The sequence below is a fragment of the Hominimerdicola alba genome, assembly GCF_900109655.1.
Taxonomy (GTDB): Bacteria; Bacillota; Clostridia; order Oscillospirales; family Ruminococcaceae; genus Hominimerdicola; species Hominimerdicola alba_B.
Map to the genome: position 1 here is coordinate 151,330 of NZ_FOAT01000004.1, position 15,017 is coordinate 166,346.

General features: G+C 45.2%; 13 protein-coding genes. 3 read left to right on the plus strand and 10 right to left on the minus strand.

Translation table 11 applies throughout. The annotated features are described in order from the left end of the window. Window positions 1-35 precede the first annotated feature (35 nt). Window positions 36-2,156, minus strand: coding sequence for a metallophosphoesterase (locus tag BMY75_RS06565; protein WP_074831449.1), 2,121 nt, complete (start codon window positions 2,154-2,156; stop codon window positions 36-38). Between the two features lie 486 nt (window positions 2,157-2,642). On the opposite strand from BMY75_RS06565, the gene BMY75_RS06570 reads away from it, so the two are divergent. From BMY75_RS06570 to BMY75_RS06580, 3 genes are read left to right on the plus strand one after another with little or no spacing between them, the layout of a single operon-like run. Continuing rightward, window positions 2,643-4,913: an ABC transporter ATP-binding protein gene (locus tag BMY75_RS06570; protein ID WP_074831451.1), complete on the plus strand. Its 2,271-nt coding sequence runs from the start codon at window positions 2,643-2,645 to the stop codon at window positions 4,911-4,913. A gap of 11 nt (window positions 4,914-4,924) precedes the next feature. Then, window positions 4,925-5,455, plus strand: a complete 531-nt coding sequence (locus BMY75_RS06575) for a DUF1854 domain-containing protein (protein ID WP_074831454.1) — start codon at window positions 4,925-4,927, stop codon at window positions 5,453-5,455. 47 nt (window positions 5,456-5,502) lie between these two features. Continuing rightward, entirely contained in the window at window positions 5,503-7,671 is a 2,169-nt protein-coding gene (locus tag BMY75_RS06580) for an ABC transporter ATP-binding protein (protein WP_242940188.1), read from the plus strand. Window positions 7,672-7,791: 120 nt separating this feature from the next. On the opposite strand, the gene BMY75_RS06585 is transcribed toward BMY75_RS06580, so the two are convergent. Genes BMY75_RS06585 through BMY75_RS06625 form a run of 9 tightly spaced genes read right to left on the minus strand, consistent with a single transcriptional unit; the run spans window position 7,792 to window position 14,743 of the window. Further along, window positions 7,792-8,559 carry an LPXTG cell wall anchor domain-containing protein gene (locus tag BMY75_RS06585; protein WP_074831460.1) on the minus strand — a complete coding sequence of 256 codons (768 nt, stop codon included), beginning with the start codon at window positions 8,557-8,559 and terminating at the stop codon, window positions 7,792-7,794. Between the two features lie 10 nt (window positions 8,560-8,569). Then, window positions 8,570-8,995: a putative periplasmic lipoprotein gene (locus BMY75_RS06590; RefSeq protein ID WP_074831463.1), complete on the minus strand. Its 426-nt coding sequence runs from the start codon at window positions 8,993-8,995 to the stop codon at window positions 8,570-8,572. Beyond that, window positions 8,995-9,483: a GNAT family N-acetyltransferase gene (locus BMY75_RS06595; RefSeq protein WP_074831465.1), complete on the minus strand. Its 489-nt coding sequence runs from the start codon at window positions 9,481-9,483 to the stop codon at window positions 8,995-8,997. Before BMY75_RS06595 ends, BMY75_RS06590 begins: the two co-directional genes overlap by 1 nt. Further along, entirely contained in the window at window positions 9,470-10,165 is a 696-nt protein-coding gene (locus tag BMY75_RS06600; RefSeq protein WP_074831468.1) for an ABC transporter ATP-binding protein, read from the minus strand. Before BMY75_RS06600 ends, BMY75_RS06595 begins: the two co-directional genes overlap by 14 nt. 1 nt (window position 10,166) lies before the next feature. Beyond that, window positions 10,167-11,369: an ABC transporter permease gene (locus BMY75_RS06605; RefSeq protein ID WP_074831471.1), complete on the minus strand. Its 1,203-nt coding sequence runs from the start codon at window positions 11,367-11,369 to the stop codon at window positions 10,167-10,169. Continuing rightward, window positions 11,366-11,770: a DUF4418 family protein gene (locus BMY75_RS06610; RefSeq protein ID WP_074831474.1), complete on the minus strand. Its 405-nt coding sequence runs from the start codon at window positions 11,768-11,770 to the stop codon at window positions 11,366-11,368. The genes BMY75_RS06605 and BMY75_RS06610 overlap by 4 nt, the downstream gene beginning before the upstream one ends. Window positions 11,771-11,785: 15 nt before the next feature. Next, complete coding sequence (locus BMY75_RS06615; RefSeq protein WP_074831477.1) at window positions 11,786-12,565, minus strand: ABC transporter ATP-binding protein; 780 nt, start codon at window positions 12,563-12,565, stop codon at window positions 11,786-11,788. Then, window positions 12,562-13,653, minus strand: a complete 1,092-nt coding sequence (locus BMY75_RS06620; protein WP_074831480.1) for an ABC transporter permease — start codon at window positions 13,651-13,653, stop codon at window positions 12,562-12,564. The genes BMY75_RS06615 and BMY75_RS06620 overlap by 4 nt, the downstream gene beginning before the upstream one ends. Window positions 13,654-13,684: 31 nt before the next feature. Then, the gene (locus BMY75_RS06625) at window positions 13,685-14,743 is read right to left on the minus strand and encodes an ABC transporter substrate-binding protein (protein ID WP_074831483.1); all 1,059 of its coding nucleotides are present in this window, start codon (window positions 14,741-14,743) and stop codon (window positions 13,685-13,687) included. Window positions 14,744-15,017: the final 274 nt, after the last annotated feature.

Consider the following 15,017-nt stretch of genomic DNA (forward strand, 5'->3'; position numbering starts at 1 on the left):
TGATATCTGTGCGGCTTTATAATAGTCAAACCAAACTAAGATATCGACTCCAGCGGTATCTGCTCTAAGTCCCATGTGCTGTCGGAGTGTATGGTTATCAGTTCGGCGCCGCGCTGTTTGGTCTCATTGTCGATGCCCGGCATTGCAAGATAGTCGATACTCATGCCGTATGTCAGGCGGATACCCTTGTATTCCAGCGATGCGTTGTTATAGTGGTCGTGTCCGCAGAACATACCGGTTGTGCTGCCAAGTTCGACTGCTGTATCGAACAGCTTGCTTGGATATTCGGAACAGCACACAAGATTATTCGTGATACCGCCGTGATCACCGGGGTTTTCGCCGAAGTAGTGTTTTACCTCATTACTGCCTTCAAGATAAAGCTCAGTGGCGGTCTTGTATTCCTGAAGCGGGATATGGAAAAACAGCAGCGAATTTACGGTGTGACCCGCTTCGGCGTTAAGGCGCTGAACTTCATCCGCGTACCAGTCGACCTGATCATCGTGGATATAATCGTAGACATTTAAGCCCTCGCCCGTGTAAGCATTTGAGTCGATCAGGAAAAGACCTGTATTCAGCGAACCATCGGAATTGCGCAGCTCGATAAGCTGATTGTTCCTTCCCATTATATCGGGCTGAACATAGGGGTACAGCAGATTTGCCGAGGTCTTATACGAAAGGGATTTATATACCTCATTGAGCTCGGTCTTGTTCAGAGTGGACATATTTTCGGTGTCGTGGTTGCCGTAGGTGAACGCCCACGGGATACCGGTATTTCGCATAAAAGCCGCAAACTGTTGAACAGGCGCGGAGTTGTTCAGCGACATGGACATAATGCCCATTGGGAAACACATATCACCTGTAACTATCACAAGGTCGGGGTGAGAGTGTTCGATCTCGGCATAGCAGGCGCGGAGAGCTTTCAAGTCTTCGGGGTAGGAATACAGGCTTCCGCCGATGTGGATGTCGGTCAGGTGAAGTATCTTGAAATCATCGGTGGTCTTGGTTATTGTATAAACGCCTGTATCTTCGTCATAGCTGATCTTATGGGTGTTATGCTGTACAACGGGTACTGAATTTATGTATGTCTGGGTGTACCATCTGTCGCGCTTAATAAAAGTAAATCCCGTGACTGCGATAATAGCAGAGGTGAAAACTGCTATCCTAAGTCTGTTTATCTCGATATTCCTGTAGGTGATCTTTTTTCTCAGGGTGAGGTCGTAGATGAGGAGCAGTATCGCAAACAGAATGCCAACAACGGGCAATATATTCATCGGGAAAATGACTTTGCTGCTGTAAATTACAGAGAAGATCGTCGCGCCTATCCAGTAAACCGCTGAAAAAATGATTATTCCGCGGACGTGCTTTCCGTATTTTGATATATCGGGTATTTTTATACGCCGCTGGAAAATCCACAGGCAAAGGATATTTTTTAGCAGGATAAATACAGGTATCTCAACTGCGATGCTGTTTATAAAAGCAGTTTCGTTGAACTCTGCGGGTTTTGAGTTGCTGTAGATATAGAAGAATATCTCCGCTATGAGTATTAGGAATACCATGGCAAATAATAGGGCGATACTGTTCAGCAGACGTTTTGTATACTTATCGCTTCGTCGGCGGAGATATTTATATGCTTCGGTGTCGTACTTATTTCCCTCAGCCTCTTTTTCCGTTTTATGGTATCGTTTAAATGGTATGTAGGCGCATAATAGCCAGAATGAGATAAAGCCTATATCCCCAACTGCATACCGCGGTCTGACAGCGATATCGTGTATCAGCCAGAAGAGCTGTAGTAGGGTCGCTGAAAGAAATAACGCTATACGATACACCCTGATACGCTGTTTCGTGATCTCTTTTCTGAGCGGTTGGAGTGCCTGTGCTTCGCCCTCTTTGCGCCATTTATCTGCGCTGTCCGCGGGATAGCCTGCAAGCTCTGCCATTTGTGAAAGCTTGCCGTATCTGCCAAGGAGTTCTTCCAGTGCTTCGTCCTCGTGCTTATCCGCTTTTATCTTGTCAAATTCGGTATTAAGTACTGCTTCTATCTTCGGCTGAGCTTCGTTTACTTCATCGGAATATGATATATCGTCAAACATCATATCGACAACAGCCTTGATCTTGCGATTGGGCTGAGTATCAACAGAGTTATTCTTCTTGCCCATAAGCGGACTTCCTTTCATATTATTTTGTTAATGACTTTTGCAATATTTAAATATTAATACAATTTATAAATATAATTCTTTGATTGTACATATATTATATCAATTTAATCGCGCTGTGTCAAGCGGACAAATATTTTTTCTCATGTATACGAGATCATTAAGCCGCGCTGAATGTAACTTTCGAGAAATATCAAAATATTTTTTCAAAAGCCCTTGACAAAGGGTAATTTTTCGTATATAATAAATGACATGATTTTACAGATCTGAAATATTAAAGAAAGGAGTGTTTAAAATAATGACAATGAATAAGATATCAGTCAATAACAATATTTTCAAAAGTCATTTGGTCACAGCAAAACGCTCCGAGGAGACAGGCGTTTAATACTCACGCTGTCTTGTGATATATATGCGTTTATGCCCCTGACCTGCTTTTGGTCGGGGGCTTTTTGTGCCATTTTTTTGAAAAAGAGAAAGGAGTGACCTGAAATGGAATATTTTGACGTAATGCCGAAACCTGTCGAAACGGAACTCGTCAAGCACGGAGTATTTGCTGATAAACTGCTGTACTGCGTTAAATCAGATCTTGATGCAGAGGGCAATTATATCGATGTATACCTGACATTTACGGAGGAAACGCTTTCTGTCATTTCGGGCTATGAGGAATTCGGGAAGCTGAAGCGTGGAGAAAAACGTCCTGTGCTGATGGATTTCAAAACCAGTGGATACGAGGAATATCCTCTTGCAGATATAAAAAAGATCTACGTTGACAGATACGCAAATGCCGCAAGACTTATGATTGTTCCCGCCGATGGCGAGGAATTTTCAATAGCAAGATTTTCACTGGGCTTTTCGGACAAGTTTGAAAAATTCTCCGAGAGAGTGAACAAGACCATCGCTAACGAACCGATAGACGATTCACTGCTTGAAGGCAAACACACACACTGTCCCATATGCGGAGAACCTTACCCCGACCCGAACAGACCTGTCTGCCCAAACTGCGTTGACAGGCGCTCGACTTTCCGCAGACTGCTAAAACTATTCGGAGAGTTCAAGTGGTCGGTAGCATTGATACTTCTGACGATACTCCTGTGCAACGTCATGGCTGTGCTGACCCCTGTTTTCGGGACAAAAATGCTATATGATGACATTCTCACAGAGAACGGCAAGCATTACGGACAGCTTGGGCTTATGGTGGGGATTGTTGTTTCGATAGATCTTATATCTCTTATCATGAGAGTTATATCGGGCGTTATAACCTCAAGAGTTGTGCCCAAAGTTGCACACAAGCTTAGAATAAGGATATTCAGTTCGATGCAGGAATTATCTCTCGACTTTTTCACAGGCAAACAAACAGGTTCGCTGATGTCGAGAGTTGACCGCGACAGCATGAACATATACTGGTTCTTTACGGATATAGTACCTTTCGGACTGACGAACATGGTAAAACTGCTGGGCATAACCGTTATCATGCTGACGTTATCGCCTGTGCTTTCCATCGGGCTTATACTGGCTATCCTGTTCATAATGATAGTGCAGTCAAGATTTTACAAATCCCAGAGAAAGCTTTACCGCAAATTTGACGTGGCAACACGCTCGGCAAATTCGGTGCTTTCAGATGCTATGAACGGTCAGCGGGTGGTAAAAGCTTTTGCAAACGAGAGTCTTGAAGCGGATAGATATTCCAAAAAGAACAGCGCGGCTTTCGCCATAAACTGCAATATCAATTCGCGTATTGCGGGGACAATACCTGTAATATGGACAGTCTACAGAATTTTCAGCAAGCTGTTTTTCTACATCGGTGCTGTGCTGGTCATCAGGGGACATCTGCTTTTTGGTTCGCTGACTGCTCTTGTTTCATACACTGAGCTTGCTTATGAACCTATCAATTTCTTCACATGGATAGGCGACCGCTGGGCGAGATGCATGGATGCAGCTTCCCGTATGTTTGAGATAACCGACGCTCTGCCCTCGGTAAAGGAAGCCGATGACCCTGTTCGCATGGAAAGAATGAAGGGAGATATCGAGCTTAAAAACGTAACATTTGAGTATGAAGCAGGACGTCCCATAATAAAGGACGTTAGCCTGAAAGTCGAAGCAGGAAAAATGTACGGTATCGTCGGAAAGACAGGTGCAGGAAAATCCACCATAATAAATCTTATGGCAAGGCTTTACGATGTAACAGGCGGTGAGATACTTATCGACGGCGTAAATGTGCGTAATATCGCATTTGAGGATATGAGGCGGTGCATCGGTATCGTTTCGCAGGAAACATATCTTTTCATCGGTTCTATCGCTGACAATATCAGATATTCCGACCCGAATGTTTCCATGGAAGAAGTAATATCTGCGGCAAAGGCGGCTAATGCTCATGACTTTATAATGAAGCTGCCCGATGGTTACGATACTAAAGTCGGTGAGGGCGCAGTATCGCTTTCCGGCGGTGAAAAACAGCGTATCTCCATCGCGAGGGCTATCATACAGCGCCCCGATATACTTATACTCGATGAAGCCACAGCCGCGATGGATACCCGCACGGAGCGCAGGATACAAGCGGCGATAGATAATCTGAAATCGGGCAGGACAATAATCTCAATAGCCCACAGGCTTTCGACTCTCCGTGATGCAGATATGCTCTGCGTGATCGAGAACGGCGAACTTAAAGAAACAGGAACACATGATGAACTCATAGCAAAGAAAGGCAAATATTTCGAGCTGTACAAAATGCAGTTTGAAGCCCTGGGATTCATCAACAACTAAGGAGGCAAAACATGACTAACAACGAAGAGTTATACAAGGTCGATGAGCTGAACCTCCTCGACTGTAAAAAGATACATTTCACACATGAAAAAAGCGGATTTCTGACCCTTGAATATGAGGGTAAAACATATCACAAAACAGACCCCACAAGGCTCATACCTTTCTTCTCAAAAATCACATATATCAGCCTTTCATATGAGAACGAGGAGCAGGAATTCAGGGAGATAGGGGTCATCAAGGATATGGCTGATCTCGATGAAGAGCAGTACAATATACTGGACAACTATCTTAAATACAAGTACTTCATGCCTGAGATACTAAAGGTTTACAATATCCGTGATAATATGCAAGGCTCGATTTTCGTGAAGTCTCTGACGACTTCAGGCGAGAAAACTATATGCGTCAAGGACTGGTATCAGAACTTCCGTATGCTTTCGGATAATTATCTGTACGTCAACGATGCAGACGGAAACAAGTATTTCTGCGAAGATATACACAAGCTTGACAAAAAGAGCCTTGCGGTACTGGAGATGTTCACGTAATATCAGGCATCAGGCAAAATTACCCATAGCAAAGGAGGCTGATAAACATGAAGCTTATCTTGAAGCTGCCGCCCGAGAATGACAGCGGGATAGTGTATTCACTGCCCTTCGGATTCACGGAAAGCGGCGATAAATGTGACGGAATATTCGCTGTTACTGACACAGATATCCGTATATACATAGACGGCAAAGCTGAAGAAGTGTACAAGATATCGGACTTTACAGAATTTTTCGTCCGCCGCGGAGTTGGAACTTCCATGATACAGGGAAAGACCGCGAATGGCGAAGTCATCGGGCTGTGCGGATTTTCTCAAGATCTTTTTCCGCGTTACGGCGAAGTAGCAAAGCTGCTGAGTCACTACATACGCACAAATGAACTTATCAGGGACACCGGAGCAGACGAACCTGTCTGTCCGAAATGCGGTATGCCGCTGGAGGGCAGCAGCGAATGTGTCTTCTGCAAAAGCAAAACTTCTACCATGCTGCGGCTGGTGAAAATGATACTCCCCTACCGCAAAAGTTTTATTATCGCACTGATCTGCACGGTGCTGTCGCAGGCGGTATGGGTATCATATCCTTATCTGGACAGGCTGCTGATAGATAAATACATCACTCCGAAAAACGAACACCTTGCGGGTATCATACTGATAGGCGTATCGATGATGGTGCTTAAAATAATTGAGGGCGTGTTCAACTATTTCAATATGAAGCACAGCTTTAAAGTATCGCTGAATATCGGCAGGAATATCCGCGAATCTGTGTTCAGGAAATCTCAGCAGCTTTCGATGAACGCTATCTCGCGACGCACAGCTGGCGAACTTATAAACCGTATATCCAACGATGCGGCTAAGCTGGAAGATTTCATAACCGCGAACGGTAAGGATGCTATCGTTGATATATTCTCGGTTGTAGTCATCGGCGTACTGCTATTCACCATGAACCCGAAGCTGGCACTTATGGCGGTGTTACCCATACCCTTTGTACTCATGCTTTCCAAAAAGCTCCACGAGATCATGGCGGTAAACTACACTAGAGTATGGAAATACAGCACACATCACGGTGAACTTCTGCACGATATCCTTAACGGTATACGCGTGGTAAAGACTTACGGAAGCGAAAAGCGTGAGGCTGTTCGTTACAATGAATGTTCGGAAAAGCTGGCGAGAATGAATATCCGTGCCGAAACGATATGGTATCTGACGATGCCCTTTTCATGGTTCCTTATTACGGCGGGAAATTATTTTGTGCTGTATTTCGGCGGAAAAAGCGTTCTCGGCGAGACCATGAGCTTAGGTCAGCTGGTGCAGTTCACAACCTATGTTTCCATGCTTTACGGACCCCTCAGCTGGTTCATATATATCCCGAGAACCTTTGCGGACGCTTCTGTTTCGGCGGGTAAAATATTCGAGATACTGGACGAGCGTTCGGATATTATGGATAATGAGGATTCGCGTGAGATAGAAATCAACGGCGAAATCGAATTCAGCGATGTGAGTTTCGGATACAAAGCCTACGACCCTGTGCTGAAAGAGATATCCTGCAAGATTAATAAGGGCGAAATGATCGGAATCGTGGGACATTCGGGCGTAGGAAAATCCACAATGATAAATCTTATCATGCGCCTTTACGACTGCACCGAGGGTGAGATAAGCATCGATGGCGTTCCCATAAAAAATATCACACAGAACAGTCTGCGTTCACAGATAGGTGTGGTGCTGCAGGAAACTTTCCTGTTTGACGGAAGCGTTTATGACAACATCGCTTACGCTGACCCGACTGCATCTTTTGAGGATATAATCCGCGCGGCTAAGACTGCTAACGCTCACGATTTTATTGTGAAGCTTCCCGACGGCTACAATACCAAAGTCGGAAACAAGGGTTTTCAACTTTCAGGTGGTGAACGTCAGCGTATCGCCATCGCGAGGGCAATACTGCGCGACCCTAAGATACTGATACTCGATGAAGCGACGGCTTCCCTTGATACCAAAACAGAAAAGCAGATACAGCAAGCGCTTGACCGCCTGACCGAAGGCAGGACGACCATCGCCATAGCACACAGGCTGTCAACGCTTTCAAACGCAGACCGTCTTTTTGTGCTGGATAAGGGCAGACTTGCGGAAACGGGAACTCACAAGGAGCTGATGAGCCGGAAGGGCGTGTACTATAAACTTGTAATGGCACAGCGCGAGACTACAAAGATGAGGACGGCTGTGTGATATACAAAAAAATGCAAAAGACGAGGTCAGCAACTCCTCGTCTTTTGCTTTTTCAGATATTATTTCATGGATACATTTTCCGGATAATTCGACTTTTATGTATCTATATAAAGGGGCTTATTAGTTTTTCCTTTTTCTAATCATAAATGCCGCACTGCCTATCAGGATCAAAGATGCAAGTGTACTTCCAATAACGGACTTTCCTGTTTTGGGGTTGCTGTTGGTACTGTTTGAATTTGCGTTTGCCGTATTTGCACTGCTTGAAGTGCTTGTGGTCTTGGAAGAGCTTTCAGATACTGAAGACGATGATGCCGAACTTTCTGAAACAGATGTATCTGCTGCCGATGAAGATATGTCTGCATTTGATACACTCTCGGGTGCGGACTCCGGAGCCGATTCAGAAGATACTGTGCTTTCGGGAGCATCTACTTCGGCGGAACTTGAATCTTCTACCAGGGCAGGAGCTGCCTGAGTTACATGGATATAATTCTTGTGGCATCCTGAACCCATCCAGCAGGTGAAAAGGATATCACCGGGCTCATCGGGTGTGAACTCATAGATGAAGTTCTCGCCCTGCTGCAAAACAATATGACCCTCTTCCTTATTGTGAGTGTCAGTGCCGAATCCCAGACCGGGTATCTTTACAGTTGCACCGCAGCCCCTTGGCTCGGTACCCTCGGGAACGGAAACATACCACTGAACTGTTGTACCTTCCTCAACGGTTATATCGGTGCTTGTCCAGAGGTCGGCATAATCTGTAACCAATACCTTTACATTTTCTGTCTGTTCGGCTGAAACTTCAAAAGCTGTATTCGATGAAATTGCTGCTCCTGCGATCACAAATGATGCAAGCACTGCTGCACTGTTTCTGATAATTCTGTTCTTCATTTCTCTTTCCTCAACTTTCTTCAATTGATATTACTTTTATTACCTCATTTTCCATAGTACCCGTTACGGTGACATAAAGCCCGTCAACACGCTCTGTCTGTTCAAGATATTCAAGGGTGAGCTGCTGCCCTGCTTCATCGAACATATAGAATTTCCACGAACCATCCTCCTTCTGAATATCAAGACCATATCCGCTTTCACGACACCCCTCCATGAACATACAGTTCGTTTCGTGTATCGCGGGGTCTTCGATATCTGAACAGCACTCGTCCATCAGTACGCCGAAAAATGTATCATACTCTCCGCTGCTGACATCAGAGATTTGGGTCTTAATTTCCGTCTGCGGTTTTCTGACTTCGGCAACATCTGCATTTGCAGAAGCTCCGCAGCCTGTAAGAAGCAGCGCTGTAAATGCCGCTATTATCGTTTTTCTCATCAGAATGATCTCCTCATCTGATACCATTTTACTCCACCTATCACTGAGCCTTCCGAAATACCTTCGTTGACAAAACCGAAACGCTCATAAAATCCTATAAGAGATTCTTTGCAAGTGAGAACTGCACCACGTCTGCCTTCGGATTTTGCTATTGACAGAAACTCGTTCATGAGTGTCTGTGCGTATCCTCTGCGCCTGTGATCGGGCAGGGTATCAAGACCGAAAATCATCTGCCATGAACCTTTTTCATTGTGCATTTCGGGCTTCACGTACATCTCGTCCGTTAGATCTGGAATGTTGGTAACAAAGCCGTTTATAAACGAAATTATCTTATCGTTGTCATCGCAAAGCACTAAAAAATGATTCGGATATTTTTTCAGCCGTGCACGAAACTGTTCAAGCCCCGCAGCCTGTTCTGGCGGAAAACAGTTACTCTCTATTGCTGCTAATTCTTCAAGATCTTTTATGTTACCTTTACGCGATCTCACGTTTTATCCCCTCCTGTTTTGTCAAAACTCCCGCATCCATGCGGTATATCTTATGGGCAAAATCTGCCGCTGTGGTGTCGTGGGTGACTGAAATAACTGCCGTTCCCTGTTCAGCTGTTTTTTTCAGCAGTTCAAAAATTATCTGCGTATTCTCGTCATCAAGATCGTTTGTGGGTTCATCGGCGAATATCACTGAGGGCTTATTCACAAGTGCTCTTGCTATTGCGAGTCTTCTAAGTTCGCCGCCCGAAAGTTCATTGGGATAGGCATCTTTCAGTTCTGCAAGACCTACTGTTTTCAGAATTTCTTCTACTTCATTATCGGGTATATTTCTGCCGATAAGTGCCGCGGGAAGAAGCAGATTTTCGAGAACAGTGAGCGCACCGAGAGAGCTCTGACCCTGCGGAATGTATCCTATATTTTCGGCACGAAATTTTGAAAGTTCGCTGTCGTTAAGTGTGAAAATATCCTTGCTTTCATATTTCACCCTGCCCGAAGTCGGCTTGATAAGACCTGAAAGGATATTCAGAAAAGTTGTTTTTCCGCTGCCCGATCGACCGAAAATGACTGTAAGTTTACCGCTTTCAAACTCAGCCGATGTGGTTTCTACTGCTGTGACCTGACGGATTTTTCTGCCTTTTTTGATGTAGCTTTTGCTTATGTTTTCTGCAATGATATTCATATCAGTCACCCTCTCTTAGAATATTTCCCGTATCCGCACGGCTAAGCCTGTATGCCGAATATGCCGAGGATATCACACCTGTCAGCAGAACTGCCACAGCAGTGATGACCGCATATCTGATATTGCTGAAAATATCAGGCGAAAGATATGGAAGTCCTGTGCGCTGTTCTATAAGACTTCCAAATTGGAAAACCGTAACCGCCGTCAGCAGGATACCTGCGATTATCCCGCCTGCACATATGATAGTGCTTTCCGAAAAGACCTCTGCACCAAGCTGTTTTCTGGAAAAACCTATGGTCCGCATAATTGCAAATTCACGCCTGCGGACACCTGCCAGCACGGAAAATGCAGCTGTCAGTATCACCGCCGCGAGTATCCAAACTGCTGTTTTTATTATGCCGATGCTTCCCGAAATTGCCGAAAGTCTGTCAGCAGTACCCGTTATCATGGAGCGGGTGCGGACAGCTTCAACACCGTCAACGCGGAGATTTATCTCCCCAACCACCTGCGAGATATCATAACCATCCTTGACTTTTATATAAACCGAGGATATGACATCATCGGGACTCTGCTTTGAAAGGACACCAATCCCCTTTTCCATTGATGCCTTTATCAGTGTGCGGACTGTTTCAGGGGTGGTATAGATCGCTGTGTCCAGCCCTGTTCCCGTTGCATCAAGTTTGCCCACTGCCTTGCAGTCAACGCCGTAAAGTTTCAGCGTGTGACCCACCTTTGTGGAAAGAGATGAACCAACGATTATCTCATTCTCACCAAGTTTGCCGTCATAGCACTGTTTCAGCCATGGCTTTATGGAAAAATCGGAATCTTCATCAAAACCGATGATCTGCACCTGAACTGAGCAGCATTCTGCATTTGCAGAAACCAGGAAGTACTGCGGCGAGGTTAGTTCAACACCCTCTATCGACGCTATTTGCTCCTCTATGGACTTATCCATATAGAAATATCCCGGAGTACCCTGAAGAAGTATATTTTCAAGTTCGACTTTAGCTTCTGCATCTTCGGGAACGACGATTATATCAGCACCCAGCCGCTGTTCAAGGCTGTCAAGACCGTTTTTCATGCTTGCCGCCGCCACCGAACCGCCGAAAAGAGCAATCGTCATCAGCGCCGCGATAAGCACAAGTGCACCTGTCCTGAATGGCTTTTTTCTAAGATTTTTCAGCGGCAGAGTTTTCAGTTTCATTTATCTTTCTCCATTCTTTTGAAGTTAGTCACAGCATCTATAAGGGAGACCACAGCAAGCAGTGATGCTGTTACGGTAACGGCAGGTCTGAACACTGTGTGACAGCGCATGGTCTTCATCATGCAGAGGTTTATGGCTGTTCCCGGAATAAATATCACTGCCACCGCAAGTGTGAATATGCTTATGGCAAGACCTGTCTTTATTCCTCTTAGCTTTATGATCATCTTGGCAAATGTCTGAAGTACCAAAACTATGCCAATAACTGCGAACGCATTCTGTGCCCAGTGGCAAGCCATATGTCTGCCCTCTTCCGAATCGCAGGCTCTGAAAATTGTCAGCGAGCCTATGGTCAGCAAAAGCGACAAGACCAGTTCTGCTGTGTCATATATTTTTTCTTTCATAAAAATTATTCTTCCTCAGATCATATACTCGGGCTGAGGCTGTGCCTGCGCAAGTTCAAAATGCTCGAGTATGGATTTTCTCATAGCAAGGAATTCCGAACCGCCGCGGTGACGGGGTCTTGGGAGATCAACATCGATAATCTTGCTGATCTTTCCCGGACGCGGGGTCATGATTACTATCCTGTCACTGAGATATATCGCCTCGTCGATATCGTGGGTGACGAGTATCATTGTAATGCCGTTTTCTTTCCAGAGTTCAAGTATTTTGTCCTGAAGATCTGCGCGGGTGAAGGAATCCAGCGCACCCATAGGTTCATCAAGGAGAAGAGCTTTCGGTTCGTTTATAAGGGCTCTTGCTATGGCAACACGCTGTGCCATTCCGCCTGATATCTGGTGGGGATAGGATTTCTCAAAACCGTCAAGACCCACCATTGATATATATCTGCCTATCTTGTCCTTGTTTTTCTTGTAGACTTTGCGTGCTTTCAGACCGTAGGCTATATTGTTCTCAACATTCAGCCAGGGGAACAGACCGCCCTGCTGAAAAACATATCCGCGTTCTGGAGAAACGTCTGTTATTCTGCTGCCGTCTATGGTAAGTTCACCCGACTGCGGTTTATCAAGGCCTGCTATAAGACGAAGCAGTGTGGTCTTTCCACAGCCTGAGGGTCCTATTATGGAAATGAACTCACCGGGATGGATATCAAGGTCAACATTATATAGTGCGTTGACTTTGTTGCCCTCGGCATCGGAATATATTCTGTTTACATTGTTTACCGATATGGTACTGCTCATTTTTTCAGCACTCCTTCCTGCCAGCGCAGCGCACGCTTCTGGATACGTCCTATTATGTGATTTATCAGCGAGAACAGCACTGCCATTATGACGATGGCTGCCAGCACTTTGTAATATGCGCTCCATACTTTCGACTGGTTTATATAGTAACCCAGTCCACCGGGCTGACCCAGCATCTCGCTCATGACGAGGGTAGTGAAAGCCATGGCATTTGCTGAACTTATGCCTGTGAAGATATCGGGCATAGCATGGGGTATTGCAACGTTGAATATCAGACCGACCTGCGAACTTCCGAGTATCCTTGCGGCTTCATAGTTCTGCTTTGGTGTTGACTGTATGCCCTGAGCTGTAAGGAAAGCTATCTGGAACCATGCGCATATCACGATGAGAAATACTGCTGCTGTGAATGAATTAGGCAGTAAAGTCAGGGCGAAAGGCATCCATGCAACTGCGGGGACAACGCCTGTGATTTTCAGTATCGGGAATACCCAGTAATATACTTTCGGGAACCAGCCGATAAGTATTCCTGTACCAACTCCCAGAAGTACACCGCAAGAAAATCCTGCTGCGTATAATCTGAGGGAATATAGAGTGTTCTGTACTACGTACTCGCCATCGGCAAGATATGCTTCGATGACCTGTGCAGGTCCCGGGAAGAAAGGCTGTGCGAACACCTGGGTTTTTGTTCCGCCGATATCCCACACAGCCAGAGCGATACCCAGAGCAAACCTGAACGCTGCGGCTTTGCAGAATTTTCTGCGCTTGTCCTTATCTTTCAGCGACACGATTCCAACGCATAAAAATACCAGTATCAGAGCAGCCAGCAGAAAAATATATGCATCGTTTATATTAAGGCTGATGCTGAGACCGAGTGTGTTTATCACATAGGTCTTAAATTCGACTGCCGCTTTCTGGGGGAATACCAGATTTACTATTATCGCAGCAACAAAACCCGATATGGTGAGCAGTGCTTTCAGGGCATAATAGCCGTTGTGCCTGTATCCCCATTTCACTTTCTTTTCGGCAGTCGGCTTTTCCTTTTCAGCTGCGCTTTGCAGGCTGCCCTTTAAAGCTATCTGTCCATTCATACGTTACCGTATCTCCTCTCTTTACTGATTACTATTTTACTTCAACTTTCTGATAAATGTCCTTTGCGAACTGGTCGGGGTCGCTTTTGAGGTAGCCTATCTTTGCCAGACCGTCAACGAAGTACTTTACGTCCTCTTCAACGTGAGTATCCCAGTTTTCATCATGCTCGGCGGCTGACGGGAAACCGTAGCTCTTTATCAGATCAACTGCAAGTTCCTTGTCCTCGATGGAAGCGTAATTCTTATTGATTATGATATCAACCGATTCCTCAGGATTTTCGTATATCCACTCCTGAGCCTTGCGGTATGCTCTGAGGAGAGCTGCTACTTCTTCGGGATCTTCTTCAAGTATCTTGTTAGATGCGTAGAGGAAGCAGCAGAAATGATCTGCGAAATATGGGTCTGTACCAAGGTCGAAAAGTATGCGGACATCGCCTGCTTTTTCGTGGATAGAACCAAGCGGATCCCAGAGGGCTGCTACATCTATCTCGCCGCTTGCCAGCGCCTCAAACTCCAGATTGCCGTCTGAGTAGGGCAGGAATGTTACTTCACCGTCAGAAGGGTCAGCGGAGATGCCTGCATTTTCAAGCCAGAGAGATGCCACCTGATGAGGTGTGCCGCCTATCTCGTCAACACCGATCTTCTTGCCTTTCAGGTCTTCAACAGACTTGATATCGGAATCGGGATTTACCGCAAATTTGATACAGCCCTCATGCAGACCATCGACGACTTTTACGTTTATTCCGTTCTCGATAGAGGGAAAGAACTGGAAATCTCCGTTTACTATTGGGATAGAACCGTTGTTAAGACCTATCTTTCTTGTTTCAAAATCAGCAGAAATGAGAGTTACATCAAAGCCCTCTTCGGCAAAATAGCCGTTCTCATAAGCTATATAAATAGGTGCGCCGCAGAGGGCACCGTCCTTGCCGGGGATATCTATCTTACCGTATTTGAAATCGCCTGTGCTTTGTGCGGCATTATTACCAGCACCCTTTTTTCCATTATCAGAACTTCCCTGTTCGCTTACCGAGCACGATGCCAGCATAATTGCCGATGCCATTATTGCTGCAAAAATACTTTCCTTTTTCATTTCCAAAACTCCTTTGTGTTTGCTATCGTTTTTTGCGATGACTAAAGTTTATCCGAAAACAAGGCAAAAGTCAATTTGTAAATGTGATAACGTTGTCTTTTCAATTGCTGATATATACCGATCTGTATGAGATTTATGGGAGAATCTGTATCCGATATTGCGTTTTATGATAGTATTTCTGTCATTCGTGATAACGATATCTTTTCCGAAAACAAAGGGGTTTTCAAGGGCATTTAGTCGCAGAAATATTACATAAGAGGTGATTTTTGTGAAA

Excerpts from the sequence above, each read along its gene's own strand:
- BMY75_RS06600 (WP_074831468.1), bottom strand. The coding sequence starts at position 10,165 with ATGAATATCATTGCAGAAAACATAAGCAAAAGCTACATCAAAAAAGGC.
- BMY75_RS06570 (WP_074831451.1), top strand. The coding sequence starts at position 2,643 with ATGGAATATTTTGACGTAATGCCGAAACCTGTCGAAACGGAACTCGTC.
- BMY75_RS06580 (WP_242940188.1), top strand. The coding sequence starts at position 5,503 with ATGAAGCTTATCTTGAAGCTGCCGCCCGAGAATGACAGCGGGATAGTG.
- BMY75_RS06610 (WP_074831474.1), bottom strand. The coding sequence starts at position 11,770 with ATGAAAGAAAAAATATATGACACAGCAGAACTGGTCTTGTCGCTTTTG.
- BMY75_RS06605 (WP_074831471.1), bottom strand. The coding sequence starts at position 11,369 with ATGAAACTGAAAACTCTGCCGCTGAAAAATCTTAGAAAAAAGCCATTC.
- BMY75_RS06575 (WP_074831454.1), top strand. The coding sequence starts at position 4,925 with ATGACTAACAACGAAGAGTTATACAAGGTCGATGAGCTGAACCTCCTC.
- BMY75_RS06590 (WP_074831463.1), bottom strand. The coding sequence starts at position 8,995 with ATGAGAAAAACGATAATAGCGGCATTTACAGCGCTGCTTCTTACAGGC.
- BMY75_RS06585 (WP_074831460.1), bottom strand. The coding sequence starts at position 8,559 with ATGAAGAACAGAATTATCAGAAACAGTGCAGCAGTGCTTGCATCATTT.
- BMY75_RS06615 (WP_074831477.1), bottom strand. The coding sequence starts at position 12,565 with ATGAGCAGTACCATATCGGTAAACAATGTAAACAGAATATATTCCGAT.
- BMY75_RS06565 (WP_074831449.1), bottom strand. The coding sequence starts at position 2,156 with ATGGGCAAGAAGAATAACTCTGTTGATACTCAGCCCAATCGCAAGATC.
- BMY75_RS06625 (WP_074831483.1), bottom strand. The coding sequence starts at position 14,743 with ATGAAAAAGGAAAGTATTTTTGCAGCAATAATGGCATCGGCAATTATG.
- BMY75_RS06620 (WP_074831480.1), bottom strand. The coding sequence starts at position 13,653 with ATGAATGGACAGATAGCTTTAAAGGGCAGCCTGCAAAGCGCAGCTGAA.